Genomic DNA, 15,027 nt, shown 5'->3' with positions numbered 1-15,027 from the left:
GCAGGCTCCGACGTCGAAGATTACCCCTGGCATGCCTCGCCGGCGTGCCGTCCGCTCCCGCATCCCTCCCCCCGCCGGGAAACCGGCGGGGCTGGAGGTGCTGGGCGCGCCGCTGCGGGCCGGGCACGCGCCTCGGTAGAGGCCCGCATGGCGCGCGGAGACCGGGACGGCGTAGACTTCGGCGGAAATCCGACGCCGCGGCGGGATCGGCCGTCCAGGCGGACCGAACTCTCGAACGGCGGGGGGCCGCCGCCCCGACGCTTTGGCCCGCGGAGGGATCCTTGCCTCGCCTCAATGTCGCGCTTCTGGCCATCGCCGTCACGGGCCTCGCCGCGGGCCTTGCTTTGGTCGCGGGCGGGCGGCCCGATCTCGCCGGCCTCGCCTGGACGGCGGGGGTGGTCCCCGTTCTGGCGGGGCTGCTGGTCGAGATCGTCCGCAGCCTCGCAAAGGGCGAGATCGGGCTCGACATCGTCGCCGCTTTGTCCATGTCGGCGGCCGTGCTGTTCGGCGAAACCCTCGCTGCCGCCGTGGTCGCGCTGATGTATTCCGGGGGCCGCTTTCTGGAAAGCTATGCCGAGGGCCGCGCCCGGCGCGACATGCGCGATCTCTTGTCCCGCGTGCCGCGGACGGCGACCCGGCAGCGCGACGGCAGGCTCGAAGAGGTCCCTCTGAATGCCATCCAGCCCGGCGACCTGCTGCTGGTCCGGCAAGGCGACGTCGCGCCGGTCGACGGCATCCTGGCGAGCGCGCGGGCCGTGCTGGACCTCTCGGCCCTGACGGGCGAATCCCTGCCGATCCGCCTCGATCTCGGGCAGGCGGTGATGAGCGGCGCGACCAATGCGGGCGACGTCTTCGAACTCCGGGCGAGCCGCCGCGCCGCCGACAGCACCTATGCCGGAATCGTCCGGCTGGTCGAGGCCGCCCAGCGCTCCAAGGCCCCGATGGCCCGGCTCGCCGACCGGTACGCCCTCGCCTTCCTGGCGGTCACACTGGTGATGGCGGGTGCCGCCTGGGGCCTCACCGGGGACCCGATCCGCGCGGTCGCGGTGCTCGTGGTCGCGACGCCGTGCCCCCTGATCCTCGCCGTCCCGGTGGCGCTGGTCGCCGGCCTGTCGCGCGCGGCCCATTACGGCGTCCTGATCAAGGGCGCCAAACCGCTCGAGGCGCTGGCGCAGGTCCGCACGCTGATTCTCGACAAGACCGGCACCCTGACGGACGGGCGGCCGCAGGTGGTCTCGATCGAGGCCCGTGCCCCCTTCACCGAGGCCGAAATCCTCCATTATGCGGCGGCTCTGGATCAGGCCTCGAAACATCCCATCGCCCAGGCGATCGTGGCGGCGGCCCAAGCGCGCGGGGCGGTTCTGCCGCTTCCCGAAGCCGTGGTCGAAACCCCCGGGGACGGCGTTTCCGGGAGGGTCGGCGGCCGCGCGGTCGTGGTCGGCGGCGCCGGCTTCGTTGCCTCGCAGACCTTCGCGGCCCGCCTCGAGAGCACGGTCCGCGACGCCGGCGCGGTCGTCGTCGCGGTTGCGGTGGACGGAAAGATCGCCGGTCATCTCGTGATGGCGGATGCGCTGCGCGCCGGCACGGCCGACCTGATCGCCGGGCTGCGCCGCCTCGGCATCGCCCGTATCCTGCTGGCGACCGGCGACCGCCGCGCGGTCGCCGAGGCCGTGACCGCCGGCCTGGACCTCGACGGTGTGCGGGCCGATCTGACGCCGGACCAAAAGGTCCTGGTGGTTCTCACCGCGCGCAAGGGCGGCCCGGTGATGATGGTCGGTGACGGCGTCAACGATGCCCCGGCCCTCGCCGCCGCCGATATCGGCGTCGCCATGGGCGCGCGCGGCGCGGCGGCCTCGGCGGAAGCCGCCGATGTCGTGCTTCTGGTCGACCGGCTCGACCGGCTTCTGGCTGGGGTCGAAATCGCCCAACGCGCCCGCCGCATCGCCCTCGAAAGCGTGGTGGCCGGGATCGGATTGTCGGTCCTGGGCATGCTGGCGGCGGCCCTGGGCCACCTGCCCCCCGTTCAGGGCGCCGTGCTGCAGGAGGTGATCGACGTCGCGGTCATCCTGAACGCCCTGCGGACGCTGCGGATCGTTCCCCGCGCCGGCGGAGGGTCCGTCGGCGCCGCGCCGGCGGACCGCAGATCGCCGGAACGGAAGCACCGGGACGGCCGTCCCGATTGACAGCACCGGCTCCAGGTTTTAACTAACTAGTTACATAAAGAAGAAGGCATCCGAGGAGCCGCCCATGAAGTATGGGGATTTCCCGAAGATCACCTCCCTGAGCGGCGTCGCCGGCTTCCGCGCCCATCTCGCCGAGCTCGGCATCGACATGCCGTGCGACGACATCGTCGCGGGCGGCCCGGACTCCCCGCTCGCGGCGCCGCTCGACGTGGACGGGATGCGGATCGGCAACCGCTTCGCGATCCATCCGATGGAGGGCTGGGACGGCACGCGCGAGGGCGCACCGACCGAGAATACCGAGCGGCGCTGGCGCCGCTTCGGCGAGAGCGGGGCGAAGCTGATCTTCGGCGGCGAGGCGGTGGCGGTGCGCCAGGACGGCCGCGCCAATCCGCTGCAATTGGTGATGAGCGCGCAGACCCAGGGCGCCATCGCGCGCCTGCGCGAGACCGTGATCGCCGCCCACACGCAGGCCGCCGGCAGTGCCGACGGCCTCGTGATCGGCCTCCAGCTCACCCATTCCGGGCGCTTCTGCAAGCCGAACGACAATCGCCGCTTTGAGCAGATGATCCTCTACCGCCACCCGGTCCTCGACCGGAAATTCGGCATTCCCGCCGAATATCCCGTGATGAGCGACGACGACATCTTCCGGCTGATCGACGATTACATCGCGGCAGCGCGGCGCGCCGAGGCCTGCGGCTACGATTTCGTCGATCTGAAGCATTGCCACGGCTATCTCGGCCACGAATTCCTGTCCGCCAAGACCCGGCCCGGCCCCTTCGGCGGCCCGATCGAGAACCGCACCCGCTTCCTGCGCGAATTGGTGGCGGGCATCCGCGCCGCCTGCCCGCGCCTGAAACTCGCCATGCGGGTGAGCGCGATCGACCTGATCGCCTACCGCCCCGATCCCGAGCGCTCGCTGCCCGGCGCGCTCGGCCCGGGCGTGCCGGACGATGCGGCGGGCGCCCTGCCCTATCGCTACGGCTTCGGCACCGATGCCGCCGATCCCACCGCCTACGATCTGTCCGAGACCTTCGCTCTGCTCGACATCGTCGGCGATCTCGGCATCCGGCTCGTCAACGTCACCTTGGGCAGCCCCTATTACAATCCCCATCTGACCCGTCCGGCGAGCTATCCCCCCTCCGACGGCTATCACCCGCCCGAGGATCCGCTGATCGGCGTGATGCGCCATCTCGACGTGGTGCGGGCGCTGAAGGCGCACAGTCCGGAGATGACGCTGCTCGGCTCGGGCTACACCTATCTCCAGGAATACCTGCCCAACGTCGCGCAGGCCGTGGTGCGCCAGGGCTGGACGGACCTCGTGGGCCTCGGCCGCATGGTGCTGTCCTATCCCGATCTGCCGCTCGACGTGCTGTCCGGGCGCGGCATGCAGAAAAAGAAGATCTGCCGCACCTTCTCCGACTGCACCACGGCGCCGCGCAACGGCATCGTCTCGGGCTGCTATCCGCTCGACGGCTTCTACAAACAATCGGCCGAGTTCAAGCAGCTCGCCGCAATCAAGAAGGCGGCGAAGTCCGCCTGAGCATCGGGAGGCAGCGGCCATGGGCATCGCGGAACAGGACGGCGCCGTCAGGATGCGGCCGCTCGCCCCCGGCGCGGCCGTGGCGGTCATCGGCACCGGCATCATGGGCGGCCATATGGCGCGCCGGCTGGCGCAGGCGGGGTTCGCCGTCACCGCCTGGAACCGCAGCCCCGCCAAGGCCGACGGCCTCGCCGCCCACGGCGTCCGCCGCGCCGCGACGCCCGCGGCCGCGCTTGCGGGAGCCGACGCGGCGGTCGTGATGCTCTCGACCGGCGCCGTGGCGGACGAGATTCTGTTCGCCGGCACCACCCCCGCGATCGCCGCCCTGGCGCCCGGCGCGACCTTGGTCGTGATGAGCTCGATCCCGGTCGAGACCTGCCGCGCCCAGGCGGCGGCCTGCGCCGCGCGCAGCCTTGCTTATGTCGATGCGCCGGTCTCCGGCGGCGAAGTCGGCGCCCGCGCCGGCACGCTCGCCATCATGGCCGGCGGCGCGCCCGAGATCGTGGCCGGCCTCGCGCCGCTGTTCACCCCGCTCGGCCGGGCGACCCGGATCGGTCCGGTGGGCACCGGCCAGCTCGCCAAGCTCGCCAACCAGATCATCGTCGGCGCCGCCATGGTCGGGATCGCCGAGGCCTTCACCTTCGCCGCCAAAGGCGGCGCCGACCTCGCCGGACTGCGCACGGCCCTCATGGGCGGGTTCGGGGAATCCAAGGTCCTCGACATCCACGGCGCCCGCATGGCGGCGGGGGATTTCGTCCCCGGCTCGCCGGCGCAATACCAGCTCAAGGATTTGCGCACCGCCCAGGCACTCGCCGCCGAATTCGGCCTGTCGCTCACTTTGCTCGATGCCATGACCGGCATCTTCACCGACATGATCGCCCATGGCGGCACCGACCGCGACGTCTCCGCGGTGTTCGAGGAAGTCGGGCGCCGCGCGGGAGGCCGAAATGGACACTGAGAGCGACGGCGCGATCCGGATCGAGCGCGACGGGCCGGTCGCCCGCTTGGTCATCGACCGGCCGCGCAAGCACAATGCCATCACCCCCGAAATGGCGCGCAGCCTCGGCGCGGCCTGCGCGGCGCTGGACGCCGACGACGCGGTGCGCGTCGCCGTGATCACGGGGGGCGGAACGCGCGCCTTCTCCGCCGGATCGGACATGAATGCGCTGGGCGAGATCACCGATCTCTGGGCGTTCCGCAACCGGGTGGAATATGCCGCCGTGGTGCGCGACATGCGCAAGCCGGTGATCGCCGCCTTGCGCGGCTGGGTGCTGGGTGGCGGGCTCGAAATCGCGCTCGCCGCCGACATCCGCATCGCCGCCGCGGACGCCCGGCTCGGCGCACCCGAAGTAACGCGCGGCTGGGTCGGCGGCGGGGGCGCCTCGCAGATGCTGCCGCGCCTCGTCGGCTACGGCCAGGCGATGCGGCTCCTGCTGACGGGCGAGCCGGTGGACGCGATCGAGGCCCTGCGCATCGGCCTCGTCGAGGAGGTGGTGCCGGACGCCGATCTCGAGGCCCGGGTCGCGGCGCTCGCCGCGCGCATCGCCGGTTTCAGCCCGGTGGCGACCCAGGCGGTGAAGGCGGCGACCCGCGCCGCGCTCTCGATGCCGCTCGAAGCGGGGATCCGCCACGAGAACGAACTGCACGTCATCTGCATGTCCGACCGCGGCCGGCACGAGGGGATCGCCGCCTTCCAGGCGCGCAAGGCCGGTGAAGACGGGAATTGATCTTTTTTCAGAAGCTCATGATCAGGTCAGCGTCAGGACGATGGTCCCGAGAGGGCCGAAATCGGCCTCCGCGCGGCACGGGCCGGTCACCGGCAGAGGCGACGTCGCCGAGCCGGTGGTGACGATCTGGCCCGCCAGAAGCGGCCCGCACAGCGGCTGCGCATTGGCGAGGGCGACCACCGCCTTCAAAGGATCGCCGAGGATGACGGCGCCGCTGCCGACCGCCGCCTCCGCCCCGTCGAGACGCAGGCGGACCGGGCCGCGCCTGTCGATCGCGCGCCAGTCGGACCACGCCGGCCCGGTGACGAACGCGCCATTGCCCATGCTGTCGGCGAGCCGGAGCGCGCCCGGCGCGGTCGCCGGCACCCGGCCGTCGGCGATCTCGAAGGCGGGCAGAATCGCCGCGACGGCCGCCGCCACCTCGTCCTCGGAATAGGGTGTGGCGCGCGCCGGCAGATCGCGGCCGAGCCGGAAGGCGAATTCGCATTCCAGGATCGGGGCGAGGAAAGCGGCAAAAGCCAGGGCCGCCGGCGCGGCATGCACCGTGCCATCCAGTAGCGGCCCGGCGACCGGCCGGTCGCCGCCATAGCGCGCCTGATCGGCCGGCTTCAGCGCCGTGACCTTCCAGCCGCGCACCCCGCCGCCGGCGCGGCGGACGATCGCGGCCTGGACGGCATAGGCCTCTGCGGGGTCCTGCGGCAGCGGCCCGTCGGTCGCCGCCGGCACGCCCCGCGCCCGCGCCGCATGGAGCGCGGCCGCCAGGGCCTCGACCGCCGCGGGGTTCATGGGCTCGGGGCTGATGGGCTCGGGGCTCATCGCGCCGCTGCCGATCTGGTGCCGACGTCCGGGGCGAGACCGAAATAGGCCATCATCAGATCGCGCTGGCCGTCGAGCATGTGCTTGCCCTGGTGGATGGCGCAGCCGCGCGCCGCGGCCGCCCGGAGCAGAGCCGTGGTCTCGGGCTTCATCAGCACCTCGGCCACCAGCATGGGCGGCTCGGCCCGCGCCACGTCGAAGGAAAAGCCGTCGCCCGGCTCGAGGCCGAGGGGCGTCGCATTGACCGCGATGTCATGGCCGCGCGGATCGCGGGTGCCGAACCGCACCTCGACCGCGGGGAACGCCGCCTTGACCCGCGCGAGCAGGTCCTCCGCCCGCTCTCGCGTGCGGTTGAACACGGTGAGCGCCCGGATGCCGGCGGCGGCGAGCGCGAAGGCGAGCGCGGCCGCCGCGCCCCCGGCGCCCGCAATATAGATCGAGCGGCCCCTGACCGCATGGCCCGCACCGGCGAGGCCGGCGACGAAACCGTGGCCGTCGAGCATGGTGCCGGAATAGGAGCCGTCGGCCTCCCGGCGGACCGTGTTGACCGCTCCGACCAAAGCCCCGTCCTGCCCCAGCCGCTCCACCATCTGCGCCACCCGCGCCTTGTGCGGCGCGGTGACGATGAAGCCGTCCAGATTGGCGATCGCCTTCAGGCCGGCCATGCCGGCGGCGAGGTCCTCCGGCCGGATATGGATCGGCACGCACACCGCCGCGATCTCGTGGGCGGCGAAATAGGCATTGAACACCAAGGGGGTACGCACATGGGCGATGGGATCGCCGATGATGGCGTAAAGGCGCGAATTGCCGGCGACCATGGGAGACCTTTCAGGGGAACGCATGGGACCGGCGGGCGCCTGCGCCCCCGCCGCCCCGGATCTCGTTGGACGGCCAAGCGGCCCCGAGACGGTTTCGATCAGGCCAGGATCCGATCAGGCAGGACCCGGCTGGTCGATCGGCTCTCGCTGGCGGGAGCGGTTTCCCGCTCCCGCCAGCGCCTCATTTGGACTGGAAATCGTTGGTGTAGAACTTGTCGCCCTGCTCGGGATTGACCTCGACGCCGCTATATTTGGCGAGGATGTCGAGGGTCGAGGTGATGTCCTGCGGGTCGGTCCAGAGCGCCGGCTTGTCGGCGGTCCGGGCGGTGTGCAGCAGCGGCAGAGTGACGGTCCAACTGGCGAGCAGCGTCTCGCGCTTGCCGGCCTTCGGATTGACCTTCAGCATCGCATCCACCGCCCCGGCGGGATTGGCTTTGGCGTCCTCGACAGCGGCGCGCACGGCCCTGAGGAAGCGCTTGACCAGATCGGGATTGGAGGCGAGCAGATCGGGCTTGGCGATCAGCGCGCCATTGACCGTGTTGACGCCCCAATCGGCGAACAGCATGGCATAGACCGGCTTGCCGGTGGCTTCTTCGATCAGCGGCTTCTGGTCGTTGACATTGCCGAGAAGGAAATCCGCCTGGCCGGAGATGACGGCGTTGCGCTTGGTGGCGGCGTCGCCGGAGATCACCTTGACCTGTTTCTCCTCGATGCCGTTCACCTTCAGCAGGGCGGGCCAGAGCTGGGAGAAGGAATCGCCCGGCGTGAAGATCACGGTCTTGCCGATCATGTCCTTGGGCGTGCGGACATTCTTGTCGGCGAACCCCTGCACCGCCATCGGGCTCTTCTGGAGCATGATGCCGACCGCCTTGATCGGCGCGCCCTTCACGGCGGCCTTCACCATGGTGCCGAAATCGGCATAGCCGAAGGTCGCCGAACCGGCCGCCGTCGCCTGGACGGTGACGCCGGAGCCGCGGCCCTCCTGGATCTCGAGTTCGATGCCTTCCTTGGCGAACAGGCCCTTGTCGATGCCCAGATAGAACGGCGCATGCTCGCCGTAATTGTACCAATTGAGCAGCAGCACGACCTTGTCGGCGGCGGACGCCACCATCGTGCTGGCCATCAAGGTGGCGGCGGCGCACAGCCAGGCGCCGAGCGTGGATTTGAGCGTCATGTCGTTCCTCCCGTAACGGTGCGCGCATTGAGCGCGTCTTGTCGTGATGACCGGCCCGCGTTTGGCGCCGCGTGGCCGGCTGATAGGTCGCCCTTCCCGGAGCGATCATAGGGCCGGCTGCCGCCGGTTGCGAGGACGCCATCCTGCACGGAGGCTGGCCTCGCTTTGATTTATCTAACCGTATAGTTACCTCGACGGGCGACGCTGTCAAACGCTTGCTGCGTCCTCGGCGCGGAACGCCGCACGCCCGATCCGGGCGCGCCGAACGGCCACCGCCGCGGGCGGATCCGCGACGACGGTGGGCAGCGATTGGGCCGGCTGGTTCGCTTGTCGCGACCGGCCTACACCAAATATTCGGCGCCGGCGGTGGAGGTGAAGTCGAGCTGGACGACGAGGTCGTTGAAATCCTGGTCGCCGCCGCCATAGAGGTCTTCCCACCCCCAGGTGTTCAGCCCGTAATTCCACAGATGGGCGACCGATTGCCCGTCCACCTGCTCGTTGGCGGCGGCGAAGGCGTAATAGGTATGGCCGCCGCTGGTCAGGCTCATGGCGATGAGGTCGCCGCCATCCACTCCGACGATCTCGGTCTGGGAATATTGGCCATAGCCCTCCCCGGCAATCCAGGTGGCCCCGCCGCCGGTCTGGTAGGCACGGCCTGCGACCGCCGCCGCATAGCCCGCCTCGCCGGGATCCACGCCGCCGATCGCGCCTGACAGGTCATCCACCTCGTAGAACAGCACGGAAATGTCGTTCATCCCGTTCTGCCGCATCCGCACCACCACGTCCTGGTCGTCCGCGCCGAGCGCGGTGGTGGCAATAGCGACGGGCCGCGCCACCTGCACCGATCCGTCCCCGCCGTCGGAGACGAAGTCGACGAAGCCGTAGGGTGAGGTGAGGAGCGCCTGGGGCTGGTCGGTCTCCGTCCCGCCCATCGTGACCTCGACGCTGGTATTGTAGGCGAGCTCGGCCTGATAGACCTGCCCATGGGCATAGCGGTCGAACATCGTCACGAGGTCGGCCGCGAAATCCGCCTGGAGGCTTTGCTGGGCGAACTGGTTGGTCCAGGCATAGGCGCCGGACGGCCCGCCTGAGAAGCTCACCGCGCTGCCGCCGAGGGACACCGACCAGGTCTCGTCAGCGGTGAGGGTCGGCTGGAACAGCAGGCTTTGGGTCGCCCCGCTGATCCAGTTCGGCCCGATGCCGATGTCGAGGACGTTCGGAACGTCCGGGAAGTACATCTGCGAATGGGCGAGCGTGGTCAGCGCGCGCGCCAGCAGGACGCCGTTCGGCGTGCCGAGCCCGGACACGTAATCGTAGCCCTCGCCGGCCTCATAGCCGAAATTGGTCGGGTTCACGCTCTCGCCACCGGTCGTATAGGCCCCTCCGACGGTGAAGGAGGACATGTTGTTGCCGATCGTCACGTCGTTGAACGCGCCGGGCGCGACCGCCGAGACGATGTAGAGCAGGTCGTTCATATAGCCGAGATTGGGCAGGCCCTGATCGTTGAAGATGGTGTTGATCTGGACCGCCAGCGACGCCCAGAGCGGCGTCGCCGCGCTCGTCCCGCCGCTTGGGCCGGTGCCTTCCATATTCCCGTCGGGCACGAGGTATGCGGTGTTGCCCCCAGCATTCGCCGCGACATCGGGCGCGCCGCGCCCGGATTCCGCGCTGGGGTCGGCGGTCACCGGATTGAGACCGTAGGCCAGTTGATAAGACGGGGTCGGCTGGGTCGGATCGACGCCTCCGGACGTCGTCGTGTTCTCGGTATAGCCGCCCTCGAAATAGCCGAGCGTGGTGATGTTGGTGCCGGAGACATAATATTGGTTCCAGACCGCCTCCAGAAACACCTGGAGGTTCGACAGGTCCGCCGGCAGGACAGTCAGACCGCCGGAGACCAATTGCCAGATGGTCGCCGGGTCGCCGGCCAGCGCCTGCTGGACGATATTGGTGGAGAGCGTCAGGGTCGGATCGTCCTTAGCCGAGGACAGGTTCGAGATCGCGGTGCCCCCCACCATCACCACATAGGGGCTGGTCTCGTTATAAGCGAGATTGGTCAGGCCGTTGCCGAGCTCGTTGCCGGAGCCGCCGTCGCCCAGCGCATCGAACACGGTCTGGTTGCGCAGCGCGGCGTCGATGAAGAGCTGTCGATAGGCCCAGTAGAAGGGCGAATCCGGGCTCATGCTCTGATAGTCGCCGAAGGAACTGGAAAGCACGCCTGGATTGTAAGCGGTATCCCAGATCGCGCTCTGGATCGCCGTGAAGGTCGAGGCCTGCGCATTCCCTGTGGCGTCGGTCTCGCCGGAGCCGACATAGAGCCGGATATCGCTGTTGGGGTTGATGGAGGCCGCGACGGCGATGTCGAGGGAGCGCTCGCCGCCCCCGCCCGATTCCATCGTCTGACCGTCGGCACCCTGTGTCGTCACCGTCCCGGTCCCTGCCACCCCGATCCCCGACAGATAGGTCTCGAGACGCTCGTCGAAGGTCGTGGCTCCGTTCACGGCCGAGCCGATGCCCGGCTCGATCAGGCCGATCAGGCCGGTCTCGACGTCGAAATTCGCCAGCGGAAAATTGTACAGATCGTTCGCGATGTCCTGCGGCGCGAGCATGGGCTGGTTGCCGACCGCCCCGTTGCCGGGGCTCTGCCACCCCTGGGTGAGCGCGCCTTCGACGCCCGGCACGAAATTCGACGGCGGAACCTCGATTCCGGTATCCACCCAGAGGCCCTCGACGTCCCAGCTCTCCTCGAGCGAGAGATTGCCGTTCCAGAAATACAGGAAATCGCTGGTGTCCGACGGGTTGAGATAGAGATACAGGTCCGTCCCGAAGAGGCTGGAGAAATCGGACGGCGAATTGATCTCGACCCAGATCGTCCGCGATTCCGCCGACGACACGTAATTGCTGTTCGACGCATCGAGAATGGTGAGGCCGAGCGTATTCGTGAGGTGGTCCGTGACCTCGCCATATTTGACCTTGTCGGCGCCGTAGACGTCCCACAGTTCGCCCGAGCTGTTCAACTCTGCCAAGGTTTGCTGCCGCATCCCCCAGCTTTCGGCCAGAAGCGACGTCTCGGACGTGTATCGATCGAGAACGAGCGCCACGTTGAAGCCGAGAAAGCCGGCGGCGGGCGCCACCGTCACATCGGCGGGAGGAAATCCATAGGCGTCGATGACGGTCGTTGCTTCTGTAACGCGATACCCCGCAAGGTCGAGAAACGTCGAATTTGCAATTTCGCTGTAGGCCATCTCTGCCCCCCGTGCCTGAAGCGCGCAGATTAGCCAAACGATGCTTTAGAACAAGGGAGCGAGACGCGCTCCAAGGGGCTGGGAGGACAGGCGTGGCCCGGTCCCGCATCGGGAAGTTCGGGCGATGGACGGCGACGGCTCAAGCGCCCGCGCGCCGGCGGGAAAGTCGCTCCGGCGCGCTCAGGCGAGGGCCGCGCAGAGGTCCTCGACCATCGTCGCTTCGCCGATGGCGATCGGCTGGCGCCACGCCCGGAGATCGGGAATCTCGTCCTCCCCGGTCGGCCCGGCGAAGGCGGAAAAGGGCGCCCATCCCTCCGGTCCGCGCGTCTGCACGGCGCCGCCCGCCGCCTCGACCAAAGCGAGTCCTCCCGCGACGTCCCACACATTCGGCGCGGCGAACCACGCGGCCTGCATGAGGCCCGCGGCCACGAACGCGCATTCGACGGCAGCGGACCCGGTCTTGCGGGGCTCGGCAATGATGCCGCGCTGCTCCACGAGGCCCGGCTGGCCCACGAGGCGCCGCCGTACCGCCGCATTGGCCGAGGGCGTGATGACGTCGGTCTCGAACATCAAAGGCCCCGATTTTCGGGCATGGTAGATTCCTGGCCGAAGCGCGTGGCTCGTCGAGACCCACAGCGCCCCCGCGACCGGCCGCCCCTCATAGAGAACCCCGATGGACCCGGCGAACAGGGGAAATCCGTTGACGAAATTCGTCGTCCCGTCGATCGGGTCGACCGCCCAGATGAAGCCGGAGCCGTAGATCCGCGCGTCGTCGAACTCCTCGCCGAGGATTTCGTGGTCCGGAAAGCTGTCGGCCAAGCGCAAACGGATGATTTCCTCGACCCGCGTGTCGACTTCGGACACCGGGTCGCGCAGCGAAAGCGCGTCCTCGGCCCCGGGCTTGTAGCGCACCGCCAGACTGCCGCCGAGCGCGGCGGTGATCTCCGATCCCGCCAAGCGGGCGAGATCGACGGCGAGCGCCTCGATCGCCTTCAGTGTCTCGTCCGAGAGCTGCGAAGACTTCATCGACATCGAACGTTTCCCTTCGCGCGATCGCCGATCCGGAAAAGAGTCGGCTCGGCCTCGTCGGCAGAGCGCACATCGGTGGCAAGCTGGAATGCGCCCGGCATAGTCAGGCCCGCCGCGGCGGCAGCAGAATCGGCGCCTTGCGTCCCCCCATGTCCAGCGTGAGGGGCAAAGCGGCCGCGGCGGACACGTCGAGATCGTCGTCGACCCGCAGCCGCTTATTGGCGTGAAAAATCGTAATCCGGCGCCCCCGCAGGCATTGCAGAGGCGGCGGCCCCTCGTCGCCGCCGCGTTCGAGCCATTCCGCAAAGGCGTCGCGCTGGTGTTCGAGCGCGTAAACCAGTTCCGCCTGCCCGTCGTCCAGATCGGCCGAAGGCGCCAGATTGAGCTTGGGGCCGATGCGGCTGATATTGGTGATCTCTGCGAAGATCGCCTCGACTTCGACGCGGCGTCCATCCACTTCGAACAGGAATGATCGAACCTTCTTGCGGCGGACGGCCCGGACGATCGCCGTTCGGGCGCGCCGCAGCTGTGTCTTCGACGACCCCGTCATGTTGTCGAGCCGGCGCATGGCAGCGGCGACAGCCCCGGTGCCGACGCCCTCGACCACGCTCTGCACCCCGTCCGCATGCGCGACTGTGCCGATATCGAGGCGGCCCGCCGCCCCGTCGCGCCAGCCTTCTGCGAGCACGTTCCAATCGCCGCAAATCCCGAGAGACAGGGCAATGTTGTTCGCCGTTCCGAATGGCAGGATGGCGACGGGAGGGGAGGACGGTGGGAGCCGCTTCAGAACCCGGTTCACGGTGCCATCACCGCCGGCGACGGCGATGAGATCCGCCGGCCGTGCGAGCGCCTCCGCAAGCTTCGGCCCCTTGCCCGGGAAACAGTCGGTAGAGTGGCCGAGCTCGCTCAGGCGGGAAACGATGTCCTCGGCGCTCGCATCCCCATCCCCCGCCCCGGTGTTGTGAATGAGAGTGACGCGCACCGATCCCGCTCCCCGCCGTTTCGCGCTCTCAACGCGACGGCCGTGCCTCGGGTTCCTGGTGGTGAGGTCGTCGGGCCCGTGATGGCGCATCAATGGCGATCGGGACGCCACACGGTCGGTCTATGCCGGCGCAGGGTCGCGAAGGCCGTACGGTGCCGCGCCCCGGGTCGAGGCCAGCGGCACGACCTTCGGCGTGTGGAGCGTGGACAGGGCGCCGAGATCGAACTGCGTGTAGTTCAGCGCGCCGTAATCCCGCACGAAGAAGAGCTTCCGGCCGAGATCCGAAAGGCTGGTCCAGCAGGTGAACTCGGTCGCATAGGGATGCGCCGTGTCGGACGCGAGACCCTGCACCTCCATATGCCCGCCGCCGCCCTCGGGATAATCGATGCTGACGCCGCGCGGACGGTCGAAATTGTTCATGATGTGGGCGAGCGTGTGCACGGCGGCGTCGGGGCTGTCCGCCTTCTCGGTGAAAGCGGCATAATAGACAGCCCGGATGAACCGCCCCACGGACGTGCTGGAGGACGGCAGGCCTGCCGTCGCAATCCCCGAATCCGGCTGGCGGGCTTCATAGCGGCCAAACGTGCCGTTCGATTTGTCGACATTGCTGAGGAAGGTGTAATTGTCGAGATTGGTCAGATGCCAGTCGAATTTCGGCCCGTTGGTCATGACCCGCACCGGGTTGTCGAGCAGGCTCATCCGGCCATTGTCGAATTCGATGACCAGCGACGCCCCGGACGCATCGTTGACCACATAATGGAAGGGCGACGACACGCCGCCGAGGATCGGCAGCGCCTCGAGCATTACCGGCTGTGCCGCCAATGCCGTCTTGACCTCGTCCACCGTGGCGAACTGGCCGAGCACCCAGCTGCCGAGATCGGAGACGGACAGGACGGCCCGCGTCGCCTCCACGGCCTGCTGCGTGCCACCCGCACGCGGATAGGACAGGAGCGAAAAGGCCAGCCCCTGGGCATTGAGCCCTTCGATCACCTTGAGATCCGCAAGGCCGATCGGCGCCTCCGGGGTCGGGACACGGGCCGGCATCGTCACGCTGAGAAAAGCATGGGCGATGGTGTAGTGGAGCGAGGGATGGCCTTGAATCTGCGAGACGGCGGCGAGGCCGGCGGGCAGGTACACGATCTGGTAGGGCAGGTCGATGGTCAGTTCCAGCGTGCGACCGAGATAATGTCCTCCGGCCGCATCGGTGTAGACGAGGGCAGTGCACATGCTCCAATTCCTCCTTCAGCCCGGCCGATGCGGGGTCTGCACAGGAGACGGCGGACCCGGATCGACGCCGCCGCCCGCGTGACGAAGCGGATTTGTCCTTCGGCTCCAGAACGACGAAATCCGCCGACGACCTTCCAAATCGGTTCCGTCGTTGCACATTTTCGCCCGCGCGAAAAGAATGATGCCTCTGCGCCGCGCGTCCCTATGGCGTTAAAAGTGAGGATGCAGCGCTCGCCGCCGATCATCTCGCTCTGCCTTTCAAGTCAGAGGCCGCGCCGGTCCGATGTCC

General features: G+C 68.9%; 11 protein-coding genes. 4 read left to right on the top strand and 7 right to left on the bottom strand.

The genetic code is table 11. The features are described 5' to 3' along the window. Nucleotides 1–281: 281 nt before the first annotated feature. The 4 genes from EDC64_RS09525 (at nt 282) to EDC64_RS09510 (ending at nt 5,450) form a co-directional block, all read left to right on the top strand. Nucleotides 282–2,183: a heavy metal translocating P-type ATPase gene (locus EDC64_RS09525; RefSeq protein WP_132031033.1), complete on the top strand. Its 1,902-nt coding sequence runs from the start codon at nt 282–284 to the stop codon at nt 2,181–2,183. Nucleotides 2,184–2,247: 64 nt separating this feature from the next. Beyond that, nucleotides 2,248–3,723 (top strand): oxidoreductase, encoded by a 1,476-nt coding sequence (locus tag EDC64_RS09520; RefSeq protein WP_132031032.1) that lies wholly within the window; start codon nt 2,248–2,250, stop codon nt 3,721–3,723. Nucleotides 3,724–3,742: 19 nt separating this feature from the next. Continuing rightward, nucleotides 3,743–4,681 (top strand): NAD(P)-dependent oxidoreductase, encoded by a 939-nt coding sequence (locus EDC64_RS09515; RefSeq protein WP_245504625.1) that lies wholly within the window; start codon nt 3,743–3,745, stop codon nt 4,679–4,681. After that, complete coding sequence (locus tag EDC64_RS09510; RefSeq protein ID WP_132031031.1) at nt 4,671–5,450, top strand: enoyl-CoA hydratase/isomerase family protein; 780 nt, start codon at nt 4,671–4,673, stop codon at nt 5,448–5,450. Before EDC64_RS09515 ends, EDC64_RS09510 begins: the two co-directional genes overlap by 11 nt. A 21-nt stretch (nt 5,451–5,471) precedes the next feature. Here EDC64_RS09510 and EDC64_RS09505 read toward each other — a convergent pair whose 3' ends face one another. From EDC64_RS09505 to EDC64_RS09475, 7 genes are all read right to left on the bottom strand, one after another. Next, on the bottom strand, nt 5,472–6,266 hold the full coding sequence (locus tag EDC64_RS09505) for a 2-keto-4-pentenoate hydratase (protein WP_132031030.1): 795 nt from the start codon (nt 6,264–6,266) through the stop codon (nt 5,472–5,474). After that, the gene (locus tag EDC64_RS09500) at nt 6,263–7,084 is read right to left on the bottom strand and encodes a shikimate dehydrogenase family protein (protein WP_132031062.1); all 822 of its coding nucleotides are present in this window, start codon (nt 7,082–7,084) and stop codon (nt 6,263–6,265) included. Before EDC64_RS09500 ends, EDC64_RS09505 begins: the two co-directional genes overlap by 4 nt. Before the next feature lie 181 nt (nt 7,085–7,265). Then, nucleotides 7,266–8,258: an ABC transporter substrate-binding protein gene (locus EDC64_RS09495; RefSeq protein ID WP_132031029.1), complete on the bottom strand. Its 993-nt coding sequence runs from the start codon at nt 8,256–8,258 to the stop codon at nt 7,266–7,268. A gap of 341 nt (nt 8,259–8,599) precedes the next feature. Next, complete coding sequence (locus EDC64_RS09490) at nt 8,600–11,500, bottom strand: DUF4114 domain-containing protein (RefSeq protein ID WP_132031028.1); 2,901 nt, start codon at nt 11,498–11,500, stop codon at nt 8,600–8,602. Nucleotides 11,501–11,680: 180 nt separating this feature from the next. Continuing rightward, on the bottom strand, nt 11,681–12,532 hold the full coding sequence (locus tag EDC64_RS09485) for an inositol monophosphatase family protein (RefSeq protein WP_207915982.1): 852 nt from the start codon (nt 12,530–12,532) through the stop codon (nt 11,681–11,683). A gap of 100 nt (nt 12,533–12,632) precedes the next feature. Further along, nucleotides 12,633–13,511, bottom strand: a complete 879-nt coding sequence (locus tag EDC64_RS09480; RefSeq protein ID WP_165933703.1) for a diacylglycerol/lipid kinase family protein — start codon at nt 13,509–13,511, stop codon at nt 12,633–12,635. Between the two features lie 120 nt (nt 13,512–13,631). Continuing rightward, complete coding sequence (locus EDC64_RS09475; RefSeq protein ID WP_132031026.1) at nt 13,632–14,738, bottom strand: linear amide C-N hydrolase; 1,107 nt, start codon at nt 14,736–14,738, stop codon at nt 13,632–13,634. Nucleotides 14,739–15,027 lie beyond the last annotated feature (289 nt).

It is taken from the genome of Aquabacter spiritensis, assembly GCF_004346185.1.
GTDB lineage: Bacteria > Pseudomonadota > Alphaproteobacteria > Rhizobiales > Xanthobacteraceae > Aquabacter > Aquabacter spiritensis.
Note: the sequence above shows the minus strand (reverse complement) of the source record. Positions and strands in the feature narration are given on the sequence as shown.

What these genes read in the sequence shown, in the direction of transcription:
- EDC64_RS09520 (WP_132031032.1), top strand. Translation starts at nt 2,248, where the DNA reads ATGAAGTATGGGGATTTCCCGAAGATCACCTCCCTGAGCGGCGTCGCC.
- EDC64_RS09515 (WP_245504625.1), top strand. Translation starts at nt 3,743, where the DNA reads ATGGGCATCGCGGAACAGGACGGCGCCGTCAGGATGCGGCCGCTCGCC.
- EDC64_RS09510 (WP_132031031.1), top strand. Translation starts at nt 4,671, where the DNA reads ATGGACACTGAGAGCGACGGCGCGATCCGGATCGAGCGCGACGGGCCG.
- EDC64_RS09505 (WP_132031030.1), bottom strand. Translation starts at nt 6,266, where the DNA reads ATGAGCCCCGAGCCCATCAGCCCCGAGCCCATGAACCCCGCGGCGGTC.
- EDC64_RS09500 (WP_132031062.1), bottom strand. Translation starts at nt 7,084, where the DNA reads ATGGTCGCCGGCAATTCGCGCCTTTACGCCATCATCGGCGATCCCATC.
- EDC64_RS09495 (WP_132031029.1), bottom strand. Translation starts at nt 8,258, where the DNA reads ATGACGCTCAAATCCACGCTCGGCGCCTGGCTGTGCGCCGCCGCCACC.
- EDC64_RS09490 (WP_132031028.1), bottom strand. Translation starts at nt 11,500, where the DNA reads ATGGCCTACAGCGAAATTGCAAATTCGACGTTTCTCGACCTTGCGGGG.
- EDC64_RS09485 (WP_207915982.1), bottom strand. Translation starts at nt 12,532, where the DNA reads ATGTCGATGAAGTCTTCGCAGCTCTCGGACGAGACACTGAAGGCGATC.
- EDC64_RS09475 (WP_132031026.1), bottom strand. Translation starts at nt 14,738, where the DNA reads ATGTGCACTGCCCTCGTCTACACCGATGCGGCCGGAGGACATTATCTC.